At 30.3% G+C, this 18,406-nt stretch carries 28 protein-coding genes; 20 read left to right on the top strand and 8 right to left on the bottom strand.

Annotated elements, in window-relative coordinates; translation table 11 throughout:
* Positions 1-19 precede the first annotated feature (19 nt).
* The 19 genes from ehaA to F7B34_RS07350 all read left to right on the top strand — a co-directional run bounded on the left by ehaA (position 20) and on the right by F7B34_RS07350 (position 10,672).
* Positions 20-295, top strand: a complete 276-nt coding sequence (gene ehaA, locus F7B34_RS07440; RefSeq protein WP_292461200.1) for an energy-converting NiFe hydrogenase A subunit EhaA — start codon at positions 20-22, stop codon at positions 293-295.
* Positions 285-773 (top strand): hypothetical protein, encoded by a 489-nt coding sequence (locus F7B34_RS07435; protein WP_292461199.1) that lies wholly within the window; start codon positions 285-287, stop codon positions 771-773. The genes ehaA and F7B34_RS07435 overlap by 11 nt, the downstream gene beginning before the upstream one ends.
* Complete coding sequence (locus tag F7B34_RS07430; protein WP_292461198.1) at positions 774-1,031, top strand: DUF2109 domain-containing protein; 258 nt, start codon at positions 774-776, stop codon at positions 1,029-1,031.
* Positions 1,032-1,063: 32 nt separating this feature from the next.
* A complete protein-coding gene (locus tag F7B34_RS07425) occupies positions 1,064-1,342 on the top strand; it encodes a DUF2108 domain-containing protein (RefSeq protein WP_292461197.1) in 279 nt (92 codons plus the stop codon).
* Positions 1,343-1,363: 21 nt separating this feature from the next.
* On the top strand, positions 1,364-1,618 hold the full coding sequence (locus F7B34_RS07420; protein ID WP_292461213.1) for an EhaE family protein: 255 nt from the start codon (positions 1,364-1,366) through the stop codon (positions 1,616-1,618).
* 1 nt (position 1,619) lies between these two features.
* Positions 1,620-2,090, top strand: a complete 471-nt coding sequence (locus tag F7B34_RS07415) for an EhaF family protein (protein ID WP_292461196.1) — start codon at positions 1,620-1,622, stop codon at positions 2,088-2,090.
* Positions 2,090-2,785, top strand: a complete 696-nt coding sequence (locus F7B34_RS07410; protein ID WP_292461195.1) for an EhaG family protein — start codon at positions 2,090-2,092, stop codon at positions 2,783-2,785. Before F7B34_RS07415 ends, F7B34_RS07410 begins: the two co-directional genes overlap by 1 nt.
* A 45-nt stretch (positions 2,786-2,830) precedes the next feature.
* Positions 2,831-3,490 (top strand): hypothetical protein, encoded by a 660-nt coding sequence (locus tag F7B34_RS07405; protein ID WP_292461194.1) that lies wholly within the window; start codon positions 2,831-2,833, stop codon positions 3,488-3,490.
* Positions 3,491-3,557: 67 nt separating this feature from the next.
* Positions 3,558-3,764 carry a hypothetical protein gene (locus tag F7B34_RS07400; protein WP_292461193.1) on the top strand — a complete coding sequence of 69 codons (207 nt, stop codon included), beginning with the start codon at positions 3,558-3,560 and terminating at the stop codon, positions 3,762-3,764.
* A gap of 1 nt (position 3,765) precedes the next feature.
* Positions 3,766-4,653, top strand: coding sequence for a respiratory chain complex I subunit 1 family protein (locus F7B34_RS07395; protein WP_292461192.1), 888 nt, complete (start codon positions 3,766-3,768; stop codon positions 4,651-4,653).
* Between the two features lie 8 nt (positions 4,654-4,661).
* Positions 4,662-4,931, top strand: a complete 270-nt coding sequence (locus F7B34_RS07390; protein ID WP_292461191.1) for a hypothetical protein — start codon at positions 4,662-4,664, stop codon at positions 4,929-4,931.
* A gap of 14 nt (positions 4,932-4,945) precedes the next feature.
* On the top strand, positions 4,946-5,257 hold the full coding sequence (locus F7B34_RS07385) for a DUF2104 domain-containing protein (protein WP_292461190.1): 312 nt from the start codon (positions 4,946-4,948) through the stop codon (positions 5,255-5,257).
* 10 nt (positions 5,258-5,267) lie between these two features.
* Entirely contained in the window at positions 5,268-5,687 is a 420-nt protein-coding gene (locus F7B34_RS07380) for a DUF1959 domain-containing protein (RefSeq protein ID WP_292461189.1), read from the top strand.
* A 69-nt stretch (positions 5,688-5,756) separates the two neighbouring features.
* Positions 5,757-6,221, top strand: coding sequence for an NADH-quinone oxidoreductase subunit B family protein (locus F7B34_RS07375; protein ID WP_292461188.1), 465 nt, complete (start codon positions 5,757-5,759; stop codon positions 6,219-6,221).
* Between the two features lie 69 nt (positions 6,222-6,290).
* Positions 6,291-7,421, top strand: a complete 1,131-nt coding sequence (locus F7B34_RS07370) for a nickel-dependent hydrogenase large subunit (protein WP_292461187.1) — start codon at positions 6,291-6,293, stop codon at positions 7,419-7,421.
* Positions 7,422-7,472: 51 nt separating this feature from the next.
* Positions 7,473-8,696 (top strand): 4Fe-4S binding protein, encoded by a 1,224-nt coding sequence (locus tag F7B34_RS07365; RefSeq protein WP_292461186.1) that lies wholly within the window; start codon positions 7,473-7,475, stop codon positions 8,694-8,696.
* A gap of 24 nt (positions 8,697-8,720) precedes the next feature.
* Positions 8,721-9,224 (top strand): 4Fe-4S binding protein, encoded by a 504-nt coding sequence (locus F7B34_RS07360; RefSeq protein ID WP_292461185.1) that lies wholly within the window; start codon positions 8,721-8,723, stop codon positions 9,222-9,224.
* Positions 9,225-9,256: 32 nt separating this feature from the next.
* Positions 9,257-10,012 carry a 4Fe-4S binding protein gene (locus F7B34_RS07355; protein ID WP_292461184.1) on the top strand — a complete coding sequence of 252 codons (756 nt, stop codon included), beginning with the start codon at positions 9,257-9,259 and terminating at the stop codon, positions 10,010-10,012.
* 30 nt (positions 10,013-10,042) lie between these two features.
* Positions 10,043-10,672, top strand: coding sequence for an HPP family protein (locus F7B34_RS07350; RefSeq protein WP_292461183.1), 630 nt, complete (start codon positions 10,043-10,045; stop codon positions 10,670-10,672).
* 22 nt (positions 10,673-10,694) lie between these two features.
* Here F7B34_RS07350 and F7B34_RS07345 read toward each other — a convergent pair whose 3' ends face one another.
* Together F7B34_RS07345 and F7B34_RS07340 are read right to left on the bottom strand one after the other, a co-directional pair.
* Positions 10,695-11,144: an FAD synthase gene (locus tag F7B34_RS07345; protein WP_292461182.1), complete on the bottom strand. Its 450-nt coding sequence runs from the start codon at positions 11,142-11,144 to the stop codon at positions 10,695-10,697.
* A 63-nt stretch (positions 11,145-11,207) separates the two neighbouring features.
* Positions 11,208-12,242 carry an AI-2E family transporter gene (locus F7B34_RS07340; RefSeq protein WP_292461181.1) on the bottom strand — a complete coding sequence of 345 codons (1,035 nt, stop codon included), beginning with the start codon at positions 12,240-12,242 and terminating at the stop codon, positions 11,208-11,210.
* A gap of 221 nt (positions 12,243-12,463) precedes the next feature.
* On the opposite strand from F7B34_RS07340, the gene F7B34_RS07335 reads away from it, so the two are divergent.
* Positions 12,464-14,401 (top strand): aldehyde ferredoxin oxidoreductase N-terminal domain-containing protein, encoded by a 1,938-nt coding sequence (locus tag F7B34_RS07335; RefSeq protein WP_292461180.1) that lies wholly within the window; start codon positions 12,464-12,466, stop codon positions 14,399-14,401.
* Between the two features lie 457 nt (positions 14,402-14,858).
* Here F7B34_RS07335 and F7B34_RS07330 read toward each other — a convergent pair whose 3' ends face one another.
* The 6 genes from F7B34_RS07330 to F7B34_RS07305 form a co-directional block, all read right to left on the bottom strand.
* Positions 14,859-15,509: a hypothetical protein gene (locus F7B34_RS07330; RefSeq protein ID WP_292461179.1), complete on the bottom strand. Its 651-nt coding sequence runs from the start codon at positions 15,507-15,509 to the stop codon at positions 14,859-14,861.
* Positions 15,490-16,065: a hypothetical protein gene (locus F7B34_RS07325; protein ID WP_292461178.1), complete on the bottom strand. Its 576-nt coding sequence runs from the start codon at positions 16,063-16,065 to the stop codon at positions 15,490-15,492. The genes F7B34_RS07330 and F7B34_RS07325 overlap by 20 nt, the downstream gene beginning before the upstream one ends.
* Positions 16,066-16,215: 150 nt before the next feature.
* Entirely contained in the window at positions 16,216-16,659 is a 444-nt protein-coding gene (locus F7B34_RS07320) for a hypothetical protein (protein WP_292461177.1), read from the bottom strand.
* Positions 16,660-16,689: 30 nt separating this feature from the next.
* Entirely contained in the window at positions 16,690-17,115 is a 426-nt protein-coding gene (locus tag F7B34_RS07315) for a hypothetical protein (RefSeq protein ID WP_292461176.1), read from the bottom strand.
* 40 nt (positions 17,116-17,155) lie between these two features.
* The gene (locus tag F7B34_RS07310) at positions 17,156-17,590 is read right to left on the bottom strand and encodes a hypothetical protein (RefSeq protein WP_292461175.1); all 435 of its coding nucleotides are present in this window, start codon (positions 17,588-17,590) and stop codon (positions 17,156-17,158) included.
* 218 nt (positions 17,591-17,808) lie between these two features.
* A complete protein-coding gene (locus F7B34_RS07305; protein ID WP_292461174.1) occupies positions 17,809-18,399 on the bottom strand; it encodes a hypothetical protein in 591 nt (196 codons plus the stop codon).
* Positions 18,400-18,406 lie beyond the last annotated feature (7 nt).

Below are 18,406 nucleotides of genomic sequence, written 5' to 3'. Positions count from 1 at the left end.
AATATTAATTGGTGATATTATGAATGTACCATATACTTTAATTTACTTCTATGGTATTTCAATAATTTCTTCAATAATTATTGGAATATTGTTAAAAATGCCTTTAAAACCAAATACTAATTCTTTTGAAGGCAATATTTTATTTCCCACGGTATTTGTTGCATTGGGATTAACTGCAATTGCTGAATTTTTATTTGGTTTAGATATCATTTTATGTGTTATTATAGGCGTATTTTCTGCATTGTTTTCAAAATACATAAATAGGATATTTCCAGGTGTTGATTATGGAAATTGAAGTTATAAAATTAATTATAGCATCCATCATATGTTGGATAAACTTTGTAGTGGTAGATACATACTTTGGATTGCCAAAAAAACCCGGAGTATCTGGTGCTGAGGTAATTGGAAAGAAAATAGAAAAAATTGGAGGCAATATTAATGGGGGATATTTCATGGGAAATATCGTATGTTCCCCTGATGCATCAGCTGGGACATTAATGGCAGCCATATTCTACTATGCAATGGGTTTTGAAGGCGGCCTTATTGCTGCACTTTTGATATTTATAGGCAATAGATTGTGTAATGATCCAGGTTATGCTGGGACCATTGGAACTATAACTGCAACAATCTTGATATATTTATGCAGTGGATTTATAGAACCTCAGTATTTTATTGCTGGAATGGTAATTGCAATATTCACAATTCAAGGATTCCATCATGCATACGCCTCTAAATTATTGGGCAGTATAGCAAAAAAGATGGGGAGGATATAAATGGATATCGTAATATTAACAATAGGCACAATAATGGTTATTGTAGGGTTAAGAATATTCCTTACAAGAAGTAGAGCTCTAAAATTACCTTATGTGTGTTGTTTAAACTTTTGCATGGCTGCCTTAATTGTTCTATATATAAAAAGTCCAATGGGTGCCTTAACAGCAGTGGTATATTTTATATCTTCAACTATATCAAGCAATGCCATAGCACATACCATAGGGGAAATGAAGAAAATTGAAAAAACTATGAAGTAATTAAAAATAATTTATTATTATGAGGTGATAAAATGGATGTTTTACCCTTAATATCTATATTATCGTGTATTCTTGGTGGAATTGGGGTAATTCTACATACCGATTATATAAATAAAATTATTATGTTTGCGTTCTTAGAAGCTGGATTGATAGGATTAATTACTTCATTTTATTATTTAGATGTGTCAATAATTTCATCGATATTGGAACCCATAGGCACAGTAATATTGTTGTTGGGTGCTTTAAAATATGCCCATCTAAAAAGAACTAAGAAAAAATACAGTTCAGAAGTTCCAATACTTGCAAGATAGGTGGTGAATATTATGAATACTATGAATTTAGTTGTATTAACAACATACATTGGTTATTTCCTATTAATAATAGGAGTAATAGGTGCAATATTTGGTCCTATGACTAATGACCCACTTAAAAGACTCTTAAATATAGAAGTTCCCTCTATGGGCGTAGCGTTAATCTTTTTAGCATACAATGAAACACTTGCACTTATGACCTATATCGCAGTGAATTCCGTGCTTATGCTGGTGTTTGTTAGAGCTATTATCAAAAATGAGGAATTGGAGGCATAGTATGAGAAAACTCAGCAGAATATGGAACTATATGTCAAAACCCGAGGTAGTTCCAAGACTATTTGCAGGATTTTTATGTTTGGTGTTATTTATTGAATTTTTTGCTCCTACATCATATAATACACACCAACTATATCCAAAGGATGTTCCACAAGCTCAAGTTTTTAAAACTCCTCTAGCCCCTTATGATAGAGGAGGTATTCCCCTTAAAAAAGCCGCTGACATTAAAACACAATATCCACAATTTGAACCTATAAGGGGAAAAATAACTGCATACTTAACGCCAATATCTATCTGGATTAGTGAAAAAACCCCCTACTTTGGAACGAGTATTGTATCCACTCCAGGGGGTATCTTGGACGAGATATTATATTATACGCGAGGATTTGATACAGTGCTTGAATCCACCACATTATTGATTTCATTTATAATATTTAGCTGGATATACCTCAATAGAGATGAGGTGGAATAATGAATATTGTAAGTTATTTATTTAATAAGACTGTTATTGTTGGATTTATAATTGGTATATTATCATTGTATGCAATATCACGCCAAAAATCCGATCTACACATGCTTCTATTATCTGACCTTGTAGAATGTGCCATGTTGGTAGTAATAGCCGCTGTTGGAACAGACCTTGCAGAGGCACTTATACTACCAGGATTGGTTGTTGGAATGGCAGAACTTTTGGCAGTTTCCGAGGTGCTTGTGCTTAGAAATGAAATAAAATACAAAAAAAAATCAAATGAAAAGTCAAAACTTCTTGAAGAGTTCATAGCAAAGGAAACTCCCCCCAATATTAATATAAAATTTGGTAAAATGGAGGTGTTGTACAGTTCTCCAAAATTTGTAGCCTTTATATTGGTAGTGTATGGTGCATTATTGACTGGATTTACAGGTGGTGCTGTAATGGCAAGTGGTTTGTTATTCTACCTCTTATCACTGGGGGCTACTGGAAATGGAATTTCATTAAATAGGTTAAAAAATATATGGGAATCAATTTCTGGATTTTCAGGTATAATGTGGGCATTTTGGATATTATTTGGATTTATAGGCTTCTTTCTATACCCTCAAAAATACCTATATTTCCTATTAATAGCAGGTTGTGCATTGGCATTAAAAGTTGGCTCAAAACTTGGGTTGATTGGAAACATTCTAAAATGAACTTAATATAAAATTAGGTGAATAGGAGTAAAATATGGTGATGTTATGTTTATAGACCCAATAACAGGGAATTTTTATGGGTATATTCCTTTCGGGGATATTGTATTCTATTTAACAGATTTTTCAGTGATAGCCTTTCTTGTTGCACTATTCTTTACATTGGTGGTATATCTTACAAAACCTGAAAAACAGTTGGAGGCTCAGATAAATGATTTCGATAAATTCAATATTGTATCATTAAAAGAATTAAAGATAAGGAGGTTAATGGCAATTATTTGTGGAATAAGCACAGCATTTGCCATGCTAACTGGGGATTTATTTGATTATGCACTATTTCTTGCAGTAATAGGTATATCCAACATAGGCATTGTATCAGCTGTTAAAAAAGAATGGGTTCTAAATGCTGCATATCAATATGGTATAATAGCCATGATTTCTTCACTGCCATTATTTGGAGCTGCAGGATTGATATTGGCAAAAACCGGAACATTGTCCATATTGGAATTATCAAAAACAGCCCATGATATATTCTACCAAAAAATAATTTATGCCGTAGGGATGGTTGGTGAAACTGGTATAGCTCCATTTTATGCGGCAAAGGCGGAGATGTTCAAAGCTCCGGGAGCACCATATATTTTAATGATACACCTTTCATCATTGCTTATAATCATAAGAACAGCTGAAATCTTACTATCTATTCATTAGTTTAATTATGCTTAAATCTTATATTAATATAATAAAAGTGTCCTTAAAATAAAAAAAGCGTGATATAATGACGCCAGAAAAAAAGAGTGGAATTATTTCATTAATTATAGGATTATTGGGATTTGTATGGATTATATTATATTTAAAAAGTGCATTTTTAATCTATATGGGCACTGCACTATTTACTCCATTTATAGTTTATGGATTTGGAATATTGCTAAATCCTAATACTAGAAGAAAAGACGAAGGGCAAATCCCATTTAGAGGGTGGTAATATGGATGCAATATTATCAATAAAATATATAATAGGTGCTCTATCCTACACCTTGTATGCTTTCATAATTGGTGGATTACTGTTGGGATTTCATAGAAAAATAGTGGCAAGGGTACAGAGTAGGCCTGGACCACCAATAATCCAATATTTGATACATACATTTAAATTTTATATCAAAGAGATTACATTCCCAATTACTGCGGGAAATCCTCTTTATCTATTTGTGGCATTGATGGATATTATGGTGTGGATGTCTGCGTTATTTGTAGGGGTTGTATTTGAATCTTCGTTGTTGATATTAATTGGATTGTATGTTCTTCAAAAGATTGTTGAACATGGATGTGGTCTCAGTAGTGGCTCGCCCTATGGAAAACTCGGAGGGGTCAGAAGTGTGTTCTCAGCTGCTGCTGAGGTTCCTTTATTTGCAGTAGTTGGTATAATCTATGTGATAACTCATTCACTTATGATAGGAGATATAATAAACTATCAAGCAATAAATGGACCAATATTGTTTAAACTTCCTTTTGCAGCATTTGCATTCTTCATACTACTTGTTTCCAAAGCACCAAAAAGTCCATTTGGCATAGTTAAGGACAAATGTATAGTTAGTGGATATTTAACGGAACATTTTGGAACTCTCGAATCTATTGTATTAATCTCGGAGGCAGTGGCATGGTTCGTTCTTCTTTGGCTGTTCATAGCATTATTTATTGGCCCAGTATTGATATCCAGTCCAATACTAACTTTAATTGGCATGGTGGTATTAACCTTTATAATATCAATGATTTGTGCTATAACTCCATTGTTGACACCAAACCACTCTGTCATGCTTCAAATATTGATTGCATCCCTAACTGTAATAGACTTGTTATATAGGGTTATTCATTAGGTGATATTATGAAAAATTATATCTATCTCTTGGCAATATCATGCTTAACGATATTGGCTGTCCTGATTTCAATAAATATATTTCAAAATAATATTACTCCTGTAATTGGGCTTTTTGTTATAATATTTCTTGTAATAATTGCCCTTGCCTTTAAATCAAAAACCAATACTGCTGCTCATATCATGGATAATTTAGAGATATTATTCATGTTTTTGGTATTTGTAGGATTATTATATTTAGGTTATTCAATGTATATAAATACCAATTCATTATTGTAATATAAGGTGATTCTATGAATGAAGTACCCTACAATATACTTTACAGTGCAATTTGCCTTGTAATTGGGGGATTTGTGGGACTATCATATAGTTATAAAAAATACAACACACCCTATGTGGAAAAAGTTAGGGATAAATATGCATTGATTTGTTCCATAATTGGTGGATTGATATTTTCAATTGATTTACCTTATCATATAAATTACCCAATTGCCTGTCTTTTAATTGGCTTTCCCTTTGGAATGAGGCCAGGTTATGGAAATGTAGAGCTATATATTGGGCTTATTATAGCATTTGTAGGTTATTTAATTAAGGCTAACTTATAGAGGTGATATTATGAAGGATTTAACTGATTTAAAAAAAATAGATGAAATCCAGTGTAAGGGAACTTTGGAGCAGAAATACAATATCATAAAGGACAACAGATACATTATGGAGGAAGTTATAGTTCCAATTTCAAAAGCCTTAAAACTTCCATTGGAGGAGGTTATTGAAATATTTATAAAAAAATACGATGGTACAGCACTTTATGAAACCCATGCCTTTGCTGAACAGGCAAGAATGGCATGTTTAGGAAGAAAAGTGGATATAGATTTGGGACTTTGCTGGATTTCTGATTTTTTTGAGTTAATTCCAAGAGAAGAAGCTGATTTAATAAGAAAAAAAGTCGTTGAAGACACATTAATGCATCATAAGCCTTATAGGGAAGCATTGAAAATTGGTAGGAAGTTAGTTATAAACCTATTGAAAAAATGAGGGTGTTTAGTGGAGTTTAGCGTTTTAGATAATCATTAAAAAACAATACATAAAATTGGAGGAAATAGGATGATAAAAGAATTTTTCAGGAAAAGGGATATAAATGTATGTGTGGTAAATACCGGAGGATGCAACGGTTGTGATATAGAAATAGTGTCGTGCTTGGCTCCAAGATACGATATTGAGCAATATGGAATACATGTGCATAACAATCCAAGAGAAGCTGATGTTTTAGTTGTTACAGGACCTGTAACGCTTCCATGGAAAAATAGACTTAAAGAGATATATGAAAAAACACCTGAACCAAAAATAGTAGTAGCTGTTGGAGCCTGTGCTTTAAGCTGTGGCATATTTAAAGAAGGTCATGTTTGCGGTCCAGTGGATAAAATTATACCTGTTGATGCAAAGGTTCCAGGATGTCCACCAAGACCTGCTGAGATACTTGATGCAATATTGAAAATAGCACCTGATGCCATAGCTTCAAAAGAAAAAATTCTTAAAAAAAGAAAAGAAGGAGTTAAATCAACGGTTTAAACGATTAAAAGAACCTACTTTAATAAAATAAATAAAAAATAGAAAAAGAAAAGTAAAAAAAGTGATACAATGAATGTAGTGCCAATAGGACCTATACATCCAGTATTAAAGGAACCTATACGTATAAAACTCATAGTTGAAGGAGAAAATGTAGTGGGTTCAGAGTTAGAAATGGGGTATGTTCATAGAGGTATTGAGAAGATAATGGAAGGAAAGCATTATTTAAAAGGAATATATCTATCCGAGAGGGTATGTGGTATATGTTCATATATTCATACTCAAACCTTTGCAGAGTGTATTGAACACATGTCTAAAATAGAGGTTCCAGATAAGGCAAGATATTTAAGAGTAGTTACAGCAGAGTTAGAGAGGATACACAGTCATTTAATAGCCGCCGCAGTATATGACCTATCTATTGAACACGAAACACTAGCGATGTGGTGTTTAAATGCAAGGGAGCACGTAATGGATTTAATGGAGCTGATAACTGGAAATAGAGTTAATATGGGTTTTAATGTAGTTGGTGGAGTTAGATTGGACATTAATAAGGAAATAATAGATAAAATTTATAAAAAAATAAATGAACTTGAAGATGATATGAAAAATATACTGGAAGTATTTGAAACAGGACCATTGATAAATTTAAGGGGTGAGGGCATAGGTGTTATTGGATACAGGGAGATAATGAAAACTAGAGCGGTGGGACCAGTAGCCAGAGCTTCTGCAATGCCAGAATCCGATTGGAGATTGAGACATCCTACATATAAGGAACTCAAATTTAAACCAGTATGGAGGGACGAAGGAGATAACTCTGCAAGAATGATAGTCAGACATGAAGAGGTTATGACAAGTATAAATCTTATCAGAAAAGCTCTGGAATTGTATGAGGAGAGCTCAGGTGGTGTAAGGGTTAAGGTAGATATAAAGGGTGGTTCTGGTGAGTGGAAAAATGAGGCTCCTAGAGGTGAAGTTTATTATAAAATGTCTCTTACAGACGGAGGATTGATTAAAAGAATAATGATTAGAACTCCAACAGTTATGAATCTTGAAGCTTATAAATATATGCTAAAAACCTGTCCAACGGTTTCAGATGCAGTTACCACCTATACTTCAATTGACCCCTGTGTATCCTGCACTGAAAGAACTATCGTATTGAAAGATAAAAAAACTGGAAAAATCAAACCATATTCATTCAAATAAATTAATATATATTATTTAATTATTAATATATAAGTTAAGGAGTGGGTTTTTATGTCATCATCGATGTGGTACCTTTACGAATTTGTAAGAAAAAAATGGATTAAAAAGTTTTTAGACGCTAAAACCGAAAAAGAGATAGTTATAGCTCCAAAAAGATATAGAAAAGTTCCTCCAAAAATTCTATATCCTGAAAGATGTATAAGTTGTGGAGCCTGTGAAGGTTCGTGTCCATCATTTGCCATTAAATTGATAGATAATAAGAAATATAACAAAAAAATTCCTAAAATAGATGTGGGTTCTTGTATAAGTTGTGGAAATTGTGTGGAGTCCTGTCCTACCAAGGTTTTAGAAATTGGGGTAATAATGGAAGAAACCAGGGGGCTTCCATGGAATATTCCAAAATATAGCCATGTTATAATTGATGAAGAGCTCTGTGTAAATTGTGGTTCCTGTAAATTGGTATGTCCTGTTGATGTAATTGAATATAATGGAATTACTCACGTTATTGATGAAAATGGATGTATTGGTTGTAAGCGATGTATTGAAGCCTGTCCTGTGATTGATACGATAAAAACCTATGATGAAAAGATATTAAAAGAAAAAATCGATAAATGCCAATATCTAAAATTTGAAAAACTATTAAGTTGTGATAAAGATAGTAGTAATAGTAATGATAGAAATTTAGATATAAAAAAAGAAAAAGGAAACGTATATGAAAAAATTTCAGAGATTCCAAGAATAGTAAAAAGTCTCTGTATATCATGTGAAAACTGTGTAGATGTTTGTCCTGGAAATATCGACTTAAAAAACTACAAAGTAGTCGAATGTGTAAAATGTGGAGATTGTATAGAGGTATGTCCAACCACGGCAATGAGAATTGGAGAGGTTGTAAAAGGTATCAAATTAAAAGATAAATGTTATATCATTGACGAAAAATCTTGTATTGGATGTAGAATTTGTTATAAATCATGCAATGTCGATAACGCTATATTTATATCAACTGAAACCCGATTACCCTATATAAATCCAGAACTCTGTGTTAGATGTGGATTGTGTTATAGAGAATGTCCCGTAGATGCTATAAGTCTAACCAACACAGAGAAAGTTTTAGAGATATACAAAATAAGAAGAATAAAAGACAAATTTGATGCCATAATAAAGTCTGATTTAGAAGAGCTCTCTAAGAATTATGTCATGTCAAAAAATGACATAGTGGAATTTGCAAAAATTAAAGTAAATAAGGAAGTTAATAAATTTATAAAGTATGATGATTAATAAATAAAGATAAAAATGATGCCTATGTTATCAAAAACTATATCTGCTAAAAAAGTAATAAAGAGGCATTTTGGAGATTTAGATGTCGAGTTAAGTTTAGATGATAAAATTGTAAAAAAGCGGATTGATATCGATAGTAAAAAATGTTTATCATGCAATATATGCGTTGAGGTCTGCCCTATTAACATTATTAAATCAAATACTCCATACCATCCAAAAATAAGCAAGGAAGATTGTGTATATTGTTCAACCTGTGTAAATGCCTGTCCTGTAAATGCCATAGAAATTTTTCATATAGTGGGCAGGGTTTTTAAAGGTAATGTAATCATTGAGAGATGGAACAGAAATGAGAAACTTATATACAATCGTTCAAAATGTGTTTCATGCCTTGTGTGCATGAAAAACTGCCCATTTTGTGCCATAAATAAATCAAAAGAAGTTATTGAATTTGATATGGAAAAATGTCGTTTATGTGGGTATTGTGGATATCTTTGTCCATCCAATGCAATTGATTTTGAAGGAATCTAAATTTAATTAAAATTTAAATGATGGTGGTTTTTATGATAACCATAAAAAAACCTATTGAAAATATAATATCCAACATTTCAGAGGAATTATGTATTGATAGCAATGAAATCCAAAACATACTTAAAGAAATAACGGAGCTCTCTGAAAAATACATCTATGTATTTCCAAGAAAATGCATAAGATGTGGATTATGCTATGAGGAATGCCCTATTGATGCAATAACAAAACCCACTTTAAGAAAACCTGCTGAAATAATATCTGAAAAATGTGTAAAATGTGAAATATGTGCCAAAACCTGTCCAGTAGATGCTATCGAAGTTTTAGAGGGAAGAGCATATTTAAATGGAGATAGTATAGTGTATAAATTAAAGGAGAGAGAGGTCCAACATAGGACAGTTAGATTGATAAAATATGATATAGACTTAGAAAATTGTATAAAATGTGGTATCTGCGAGAGATACTGCCCAACAAAAGCAATCCATGTGGAGAAAAGAAAAAGTTTTGATGTGAATTTAAAACTATGTGTTGGATGCAAAGCCTGTGAAAATGTCTGTCCAAAAAAGGTAATAAAAGTACATACAGAGTTGGGGGACATACCATTCAATAAAGAGATAAATGTAGATAACGACATCTGTATAAAATGTCTCTCATGTATAGATGAATGTCCTGTAAATGCTATATCTGAAATTAATGAAGGGGTGGAAATAAATAAATCATCCTGTATATATTGTGGTAGATGCGAAAAAGTCTGTCCCGTGCATGCCATTGAGATTAAAGAACTTAAATAAAAAATTATGAATATAAATAGGAGAGATATTATGAGAGTAAAGGAATTAATGGATACTAAATTTTTAAGAGTATATCCAGAATATACTGCCAAAAAAACTATCGAGCTTATGTATAGAAAAAAAAGATATAGCACAGCGGTTCTTGATGATGAGGATAAATTAATTGGATGGGTAATGTCAATAGATTTGGCATTAATTGACGATAAAAATAAAAAAATAAAGGAAATTATGCATCCGACTGAGGATGTAATCACATTGAATGAAAATGACCCTGCAAGGGATGCAGTTGTAAAAATCGTGGAATATAAGGTAACAAGCATACCAGTTCTAAATAATGAAGGAAAAGTTGTAGGTATGGTTAGAAATTGTGATATTACAAAGACCCTTGCGAAATTATATGATATTCCAGTATATAACCTATTTAAAACCTTTGAAAAAGAGATAAAGGGAATAACTTGGAATGAACTCATGGAAGCCGCAGCAGTTGTAACAAAACATACCACTGGAGAGGAAATATCTCCAAAAGAGTATGAAAAAAGAATAGAGAATACAACCTTTGGTCAAGCTTTATGGGCTTGTGGAGGTTTGGAAAAATTCTTTGCAGGTTTGATAAAAATTGGAGAAATCGCCATTGCTAGAAAAATCGCTAAAAGAAGGTAGCAGTATTTAAATAATATTAAAACTACAATTCTTTATTACACCATCTTTTAACTATCTCTTTAACTATGTCATATGAGCTATGAAATGGACATTTTGTATAATTTTCAACCTTTACAACTTCTGTTTTTAAATTATGTTTTTTCAATTCATCCCTTAACTCTTGGGTTTTAAATGTAGTTTGGTCAGGACCTAAAACTATAATATCGGGCTTTATTTTTAATATTGGTTCTAATTTGTCAGTTAAACTTCCTAATATTGCTTTATCTACTGGTTTAATTGCTTCAACCATCATACGTCTCTGTTCTTCTGGAATTATTGGTTTTCTTCCTTTTATTTTTTTTACAGTTTCGTCCCTTGCTATAATAACAATTAACTCATCGCCTAAACTTTTTGCGTAATTTAATGTATTGTAGTGTCCAGGGTGTAATAAATCAAAAGTTCCAGCAGTTATTACTATTTTCTTTTTCCCCATGATATATCATCTTTATTATCCTCTATAATATTTTTATAATTCTATATAATGTAATTACAATATTTAATTCTTATCATAATTTTTTAATTTTACCTTCCATATGGCATCAAATGCCCCCACGATTAAAGGTCCTATTGCAAATCCTCCAAGACCAAATGCAAGAGGTCCTATCAAAAAGGCTATTAAAATTAATGAAGGATGAACATCACTTTCTTTTTTTACTATTAAAGGCCTTATAACAAAATCAGGTAAAGTGGATAAGAATATTGCACCGAATAATAACAATTCAATACCTTTTAATACCTCACCCATTATTATATAATATATCGAAATAGGAATATAAACAGTCCACCCCCCTATTACTGGTAAAAGTGCAAAAACACAGGTTATTACTGCTAAAATAAAAGCATTGGGTATCCCAATAAGATAATAACCTATTCCAGAAATTATACCTATGGCAATGGATGTTAAGGCATTTCCAATAAATAGATTTTTATAAGATTCATTTAAATCGTTTAAAAATATCTCTGTTTTTTTATAATATCTATCTGGCACCTGAGATAACAAAGCCTTTTTAACTTTATAACCATCCTTTAAAAAATAATAGGTCATAAATAAAACAATCATTGTTTTTATGGTAAGTTCTGGTAATACCATAATTTGAGATAATGAATGTTTTATATAGGGTTCTATATATAGCCAAATTTGAGATAAATAACTATATAGTATTTTTTCATTTATATGCATGGGATAACCAAAAATACTGGATAATCTATATAGCACCTCGTTTAATTTATTTACCACATCGATATCCTGTATATTCATAGAGATATTGGATTGTTGAACAAATACTAAAAACTCTTTTAATATAATATAACCTACAATAACCGTTGGAATAATAAATATTAACAAACATATTAGTGCAGCAATGGAATTACCAGTATAAGGTTTAATTTTATCATATATCGGTTTTCCCATATATGCAAAGGCACATGAAAGAGCCAGCGTATCCAAAAAACCATATGTCATCCACGCAATAGATAAAAACACCGCCAAAACAAATATCTTTATTAACAATCTATACTCTCTATCATTCATAATTTACCCTTTTAATTTAAATAATAATCTGTAATAATCTTATGTATTATTATAGATATATAAAAATATATTATTATATAGTTATATATATGGAATTATTTAAAATATATTAAAATTAATTAATATATCGAAAAGTTTAAATATGACTCTTATTAAAGATACTTCTAAATAGACTATTATAAAATAATAATAATATAAAACATCAAGTAGTAGGTGAGAAAATGGCTACTAAAAATATAATAATAGATGCCTCAAACAAAAAATATAATATTGTAGAGGGGGAATTTTTTCCAATAAATTGGGGCATATATTTACATAAAAAGTATGAAACATGGAAATATAATGTATATGATAAAAATAATATATTCTGTTTCGGAAGAGGGATTTTACCAATAATAGGCGGACATAGGCTCATATTTTCATTTAAATCTCCGCTGTGGGATGGATTTCACTTCTCAGCAATGGGTGGTGCAGGCTATGTATTTAAAAATACTGGATTAAACAATGTAGCTATAATTGGGAGATGTGAAAAACCAAGTTTGTTAATATTGGATAGGGAAAATGAAGACTTAAAAATAGATTTTATGGAACTTAAAGATTACGATATAAAAAATTATAAAAATGTATATGATTTAAACAACTATATTTTAAAAAAATTCAATGAAAAAAATTATAGAGCATTTATTGTAGGCCCTGCCTCATTAAATACAAATATGGGGGGAATATTCTCCCAAACTGTAAAAAATGGAAAATTCATTGAGGGTTCTGAAGACTGGGCTGCAAGAGGTGGAGGAGGTTCAGTGCTATATAGGGCTCACAATATCTTAGGAGTTGTGTATTATGGCAAAGATAAAACAGAAAAAGAATTAAATGAACAGAAGGATTTAGAAAAAAGAATGAGGGAGGTTGTAGAAAAGCATTACAATAAACCATATATGACTGTGATATTGGAACATACTAAAAAATATCGATATAACGAAGAAACACAAACAGGGGGTACATTTGGAAATGACTATCATTATACCCTTGATATTACACCAATATTTAATTGGAGAATGCCCTATATACATAAAAACATTAGAATAGCTCTCCATAAAAAAATAATGAAATATTTTGTGGAACAGTTCAATAAAGAGTCCATAGAACCAAAAAAATGGACTAATTGCGGGGAACCCTGTCCAGTTTTATGTAAAAAGTATAGAAATGGTTTAAAGGTGGATTATGAACCTTATGAATCAAATGGTCCCTTATTGGGAATATTTGATATACATGCAGCAGATAGGGTAGTCCATACTGTGGATGCTCTTGGTTTTGATGCCATAGAATTTGGAAATTTGGCATCCTGGGTATTTGAATTACTCCATGTTGGTCTTTTAAAACCAGAAGAAGTTGGAATAGCCAAACCAGCATTTGATATAAATGATTATCAAACAGATGAAGATATATTAAAAAATTCTAACTATAACGCAGAGCTCGCAGTGAAACTTGCAAATATTGTGGCATTTAATGAAAATGAAATTGGAAAGATATTCGCACTTGGAAAGCGAAAGGCTTCTAAAATATTGAATGTAAAATATAAAGATAGATTATTTAAACATAACTCCAATAATAACGAAGATTTAAAGTATAAAAAATTTGAAGATTATGCTGTATATATACCTTTTGGGGATAATGGAGAGATATCACCAACACTTTATTGGTCTATTGGAAATTTTATGCCCTATTTAATTCAAGGAAAATATTTAACATATTATCAGTGTGGAGAATTTTTAGAACCAGAAAAATTGGCAAAACTTAGTGTTGAAAGAGTTATTGAGGAGATAACGATAGAAAATTTAGGCATTTGTAGATTCCATAGAAAATGGATTTATCCAGTAATTGAATCACTTTTAAAAGAAATAACGGATGTGAATTTAAATTCCACAATTGAAGAACTAATTAAAGATATCTGTGAATACGATAAAAAAATAGGATACCCAAATTATATAGAAAGCCAACGGGTTAAGGATTTAATAATGGCTGGTGCAGAGGAGTTTGGAAATGACAAATGGTCTAAGGTATTTAAAGAATGTGGTGAAGAAAAGCTCAGAGAATATATAAAAAGAGTTTCAAATGAATATAATAAACTGTTAAATATTGATTGGAGGTTAAAAGAATAAATTTTTTATATATTATTTAACTTATTCCGCGAGACACCCCTTCCGTTATAAATCCTTCGGATTTTAACTTCGTTTGATTGTAAAATCTCCTCGCTTCTAGAAGATAAGGGATTAAAAAATCCTTCGGATTTTAGCTCGCTGTTCTAAGCCAAATTTATCATTTCCTTCTTTAAGTATAGCAAAATTACTTATCTTAGTGTTACCAACTTTAGTTTTTATTCCCTTAGCGTTAAATACCTTAATCAATCTCTGAGCTCCTGCTGAGTCATCTAACGGATTACTTCTATCTAAGTCCCAATTATTGATGTATTTTGATAATTTTTTTATTAGTTTAGGATCTGAGTTAGTTATAGTTTTAAATTCTTTATCGAATTTTGTTATATCATAACCTTTTTCTATCAGTTTATTTAAACATATAAATTAATATTCTCATTAAAAATAAAAAAGAAAATTGCATTTATAGCTCTTCTCCATATCTTTCTTTGTAGTATTTTTTAACATCATTTAAATATTCTTGTAAATCGTCTATGTAAAAATCATACCCCTCTGGAATCTCTGAGTTTCTCAATAACTCAAGATATTCTTCTGCTAACTTAACGATTTCTTTAGTGAAATCTTTTAAAGGAACTCTAACGATACCTCTTTCTTTACCTTTATACTTCTCACAGTCAGTATATGACAAGGGGTCGTTACGGTAATGGATTATTAATTCATCTTTATCTTTATCGAGTTCGAAGATATAATCATTGTATCGAAAAAATAAACTAGTACCGTAAGCCAAGTCAAAATTTTTCACCTTAAATCTATTCCATCCTACAATATGTTCAACATTTTTCCTATAATATAGTTCTCTAGTATGTTTTCCTTCATCTAATAAGAATGCTAAACCCTCTAGGATATCTTGAAAGAATCCATATAAATCACAATCATCTCCATAAATCCCTCCTTCAGATTTTAGACAGCCTCCTCCCAACAACATTCCATTAACTTTAAATATTGTTTCGATTTCTGAAACTATATTCTCTTTTATTTTTTCCCTATATTTCTCTTTATCGTAGATTAACTCTATTAATTTCATACTACCACCTTTAATTAGTCCATGTTTCAACTAATTCCCCATTATCATTTCTTTTCCATGTTTTCCATTTTTCATTTGGCTTTTTTGGAGCATACATATACACTCCTTCCCCTTTTTCCGGATACATGGTCATTAGATTATATGCTCCAGTCTTATCTTTTTTGAACATTAATACGATTTCAATTATTTTACCATTTTTTGTGTAATTATACCTAATTTTTGGATTGTCATTTTTATCTTTAAAGAATTCCTTTTTATTTTCATCTATCGCTTTTTTAATAATCTCTTTCAACTCATTAGCATCATCTATAATCTTAGGTAATTTCTTTCCATTTACAGTCTGACCCATAGGGAAGAATGATGTAGCTTTTTCATTAGATTCGTATCCCATAATGTGCCTTAACCATATGTGTGTTAAACCTTTTTCGGTATCTCCTGCTATTAGATTAATGGTTATTTTATCATCTATTGGTATTGGTTCTGGTTTAGAGAATTTTTCTAACTCTTTGAAATACTTCTTAGGATTTTTTATATTGATTTTGGATATCTTTTCTAAGTCATCTAATGAAGCTCCCTTTTTAATCAAATCATCTATTACTTTCGCTGGAACTCCTTTATCTCTTAACTCTTTAACAATCTCTTTTGTTTTTTCTAAATCATAGTTATTTAGGTTATTTTATTCAAATATATAAATTATTATTCCAATTAAAAATAAAAAGAAAAATAATAAGAATATTTATTCCTCAATGTATCCATACATCTTACCCATTATAAATACCCAGTCCCCTTCTTTTAATTTCTTAGCTTTAGACTCTATATTTATTCCTTTAATATCACATTCTAATTTAACACCACAATCAAAAATTAATCTTTTATTTTTCCTATCTATATCTAATACTTCACCAACTAATATATAATCAGGTATATAATCTTTTGTAGTGAGTTGATATATTAGTTTTTGTTTTTTAGGAACATTAACTTTTTGTAAGTCGAATGTCATTATATCTAAATCTACTATGCATGTTTCACCAATTTCTGGTACTTTTGAAGGAAGTTCTCCTATAAACGCTTCTATTTCATATCCATTTATATCAAAAGTCATCCAAATTTCGGAAATTATGTCTTCATACTCTCCATGAGTAATTTTAACATCAGTAACTCTACCTGTGTGCTTAACCATTTATATCTCCTTAAACTCTTTTAGGACTAGTTATTTTCTAAATACATCTAATCGCCCTTCAGGAATTAAAATAAAATCTCCTTCCTTAAATTCTTCATTTTCTGAATTATAATCAGTTTCTATAATAATACCACAATCAACATAGATTGTTTCAGTATCCTTAGAAATTTCCATGATTTTACCAATAATTGAGTACATGAATCTATTTTGATCCAATTGTATAATTTTATCATGTTTATCATATTTAATTATCTCTCCTTTAAAATTATTTAAATAAAAATACACATATACACTTTTACCTTCCAGAGATGTATGCCACCCATAAGTTGTTGGTGTAAATGCATGAACGATTATATTATCAATTTTTAAAGTAACGAGGTAGTTGTAAGTGTATTCATCTATTGGCTTTTCTTTAGTCCAGTTTTCATCTATACATAATGGCTCAATTTTTAACACTTCAGCTTTATAAATATATTTTCCCAATTTTTCACCCCTATTATTTAAAATCAAAGTTTTTTTGTGGATATGCATCTTGAATACTACCAGGACTATTTTTACTTAGAACCACTCTTAAATAATATCTTGCACCAGCAGGTTTATAAAAAACTACTGTTGCTCCTTTACTATCTGTACCCTTTATACCCTTTTGTAGGGCTTCTCCGATTAATTCTATTACTGCTTTATTGTTATTTTGTAGTTTAAATGCGTCTTTAATATGGTTATGGTGATTCTGCTTAATAATATGTTTCCAACCCCATGCATTATTACCTTCTTTAAGTACGGCGAAATCACTTATCTCAGTATAACCCACTTTAGTTTTTATTCCCTTAGCGTTAAATACTTTAATCAATTTCTGAGCTTCTTCTGATTCGTCTAATGGATTACTTCTATCCAAATCCCAACTATTAATATATTTTGCTAATTTTTTCATTAATACCGGATCCGAGTCCGTTACAGCTTTATATTCTTCATAGAATTTTGTTATATCATATCCATTTTCTATCAGTTTATTTATTGTCTTAGTTTTTATTCCTTTATCTCTTAACTCTTTAACAATCTCTTTTGTTTTTTCTAAATCATAGTTATTTAGGTTATTTATTTAAACATATAAATTAATATTCTAATTAAAAATAAAAAAGAAAAATCTATTTACAGTTCTTCACCGTAACGCTCTTTATAATATTTTTTGACATCTCTTAATCTATCCTCAAGAAAATTAATTTCATATTCTTTCCATATATTATTATGTTTTTTAATAAAATTTATATAATCTTCAGCTAATTTAATTATATTTTTCACGAACTCCTTCATAGGAATTTTGATAATTCCTTTTTTTCCCAAATGGTTATCATATATATACATATCATTATAATAATAAATTATCATCTCATCACTATTTTTATTAAATTCAAAAATATATTTATTAAAAGGAAAAGATAAAGAAGAAGTATATGCCATATCAATATTTTTTATAGGAAATCCATATATTTTCGCAATTTCTTTTATTTCTTCTTTAGATATAGACATATATTTATCACTTTTCCCAAAACTAAGTAAATATGCTATACCAATTAAAATATCTTGGAAAAACCCATATAAATTACAGTCATCACCTTCGATTTTACCTTCTTCAACCTTTACAATACCACCAAGTATATTATTGTCAATTTTAAATAATGTATCAATTTTGTCAGGATTTTTTAGATATTTTTCTTTATTATATATTAATTCGATTTTCATAGATAAT

Origin of the sequence: Methanothermococcus sp. (assembly GCF_015523155.1) — an archaeon.
GTDB lineage: Archaea > AGJL01 > Methanococci > Methanococcales > Methanococcaceae > Methanofervidicoccus.
The sequence above is the reverse complement of the archived record's forward strand: the minus strand, read 5'-3'. Positions and strand labels throughout refer to the sequence as shown.

Bases quoted from the DNA above. Each gene is read 5' to 3' on its own strand.
- ehaA (WP_292461200.1), top strand. From the start codon at position 20: ATGAATGTACCATATACTTTAATTTACTTCTATGGTATTTCAATAATT.
- F7B34_RS07435 (WP_292461199.1), top strand. From the start codon at position 285: ATGGAAATTGAAGTTATAAAATTAATTATAGCATCCATCATATGTTGG.
- F7B34_RS07430 (WP_292461198.1), top strand. From the start codon at position 774: ATGGATATCGTAATATTAACAATAGGCACAATAATGGTTATTGTAGGG.
- F7B34_RS07425 (WP_292461197.1), top strand. From the start codon at position 1,064: ATGGATGTTTTACCCTTAATATCTATATTATCGTGTATTCTTGGTGGA.
- F7B34_RS07420 (WP_292461213.1), top strand. From the start codon at position 1,364: ATGAATTTAGTTGTATTAACAACATACATTGGTTATTTCCTATTAATA.
- F7B34_RS07415 (WP_292461196.1), top strand. From the start codon at position 1,620: ATGAGAAAACTCAGCAGAATATGGAACTATATGTCAAAACCCGAGGTA.
- F7B34_RS07410 (WP_292461195.1), top strand. From the start codon at position 2,090: ATGAATATTGTAAGTTATTTATTTAATAAGACTGTTATTGTTGGATTT.
- F7B34_RS07405 (WP_292461194.1), top strand. From the start codon at position 2,831: ATGTTTATAGACCCAATAACAGGGAATTTTTATGGGTATATTCCTTTC.
- F7B34_RS07400 (WP_292461193.1), top strand. From the start codon at position 3,558: ATGACGCCAGAAAAAAAGAGTGGAATTATTTCATTAATTATAGGATTA.
- F7B34_RS07395 (WP_292461192.1), top strand. From the start codon at position 3,766: ATGGATGCAATATTATCAATAAAATATATAATAGGTGCTCTATCCTAC.
- F7B34_RS07390 (WP_292461191.1), top strand. From the start codon at position 4,662: ATGAAAAATTATATCTATCTCTTGGCAATATCATGCTTAACGATATTG.
- F7B34_RS07385 (WP_292461190.1), top strand. From the start codon at position 4,946: ATGAATGAAGTACCCTACAATATACTTTACAGTGCAATTTGCCTTGTA.
- F7B34_RS07380 (WP_292461189.1), top strand. From the start codon at position 5,268: ATGAAGGATTTAACTGATTTAAAAAAAATAGATGAAATCCAGTGTAAG.
- F7B34_RS07375 (WP_292461188.1), top strand. From the start codon at position 5,757: ATGATAAAAGAATTTTTCAGGAAAAGGGATATAAATGTATGTGTGGTA.
- F7B34_RS07370 (WP_292461187.1), top strand. From the start codon at position 6,291: ATGAATGTAGTGCCAATAGGACCTATACATCCAGTATTAAAGGAACCT.
- F7B34_RS07365 (WP_292461186.1), top strand. From the start codon at position 7,473: ATGTCATCATCGATGTGGTACCTTTACGAATTTGTAAGAAAAAAATGG.
- F7B34_RS07360 (WP_292461185.1), top strand. From the start codon at position 8,721: ATGTTATCAAAAACTATATCTGCTAAAAAAGTAATAAAGAGGCATTTT.
- F7B34_RS07355 (WP_292461184.1), top strand. From the start codon at position 9,257: ATGATAACCATAAAAAAACCTATTGAAAATATAATATCCAACATTTCA.
- F7B34_RS07350 (WP_292461183.1), top strand. From the start codon at position 10,043: ATGAGAGTAAAGGAATTAATGGATACTAAATTTTTAAGAGTATATCCA.
- F7B34_RS07345 (WP_292461182.1), bottom strand. From the start codon at position 11,144: ATGGGGAAAAAGAAAATAGTAATAACTGCTGGAACTTTTGATTTATTA.
- F7B34_RS07340 (WP_292461181.1), bottom strand. From the start codon at position 12,242: ATGAATGATAGAGAGTATAGATTGTTAATAAAGATATTTGTTTTGGCG.
- F7B34_RS07335 (WP_292461180.1), top strand. From the start codon at position 12,464: ATGGCTACTAAAAATATAATAATAGATGCCTCAAACAAAAAATATAAT.
- F7B34_RS07320 (WP_292461177.1), bottom strand. From the start codon at position 16,659: ATGGTTAAGCACACAGGTAGAGTTACTGATGTTAAAATTACTCATGGA.
- F7B34_RS07310 (WP_292461175.1), bottom strand. From the start codon at position 17,590: ATGAAAAAATTAGCAAAATATATTAATAGTTGGGATTTGGATAGAAGT.
- F7B34_RS07305 (WP_292461174.1), bottom strand. From the start codon at position 18,399: ATGAAAATCGAATTAATATATAATAAAGAAAAATATCTAAAAAATCCT.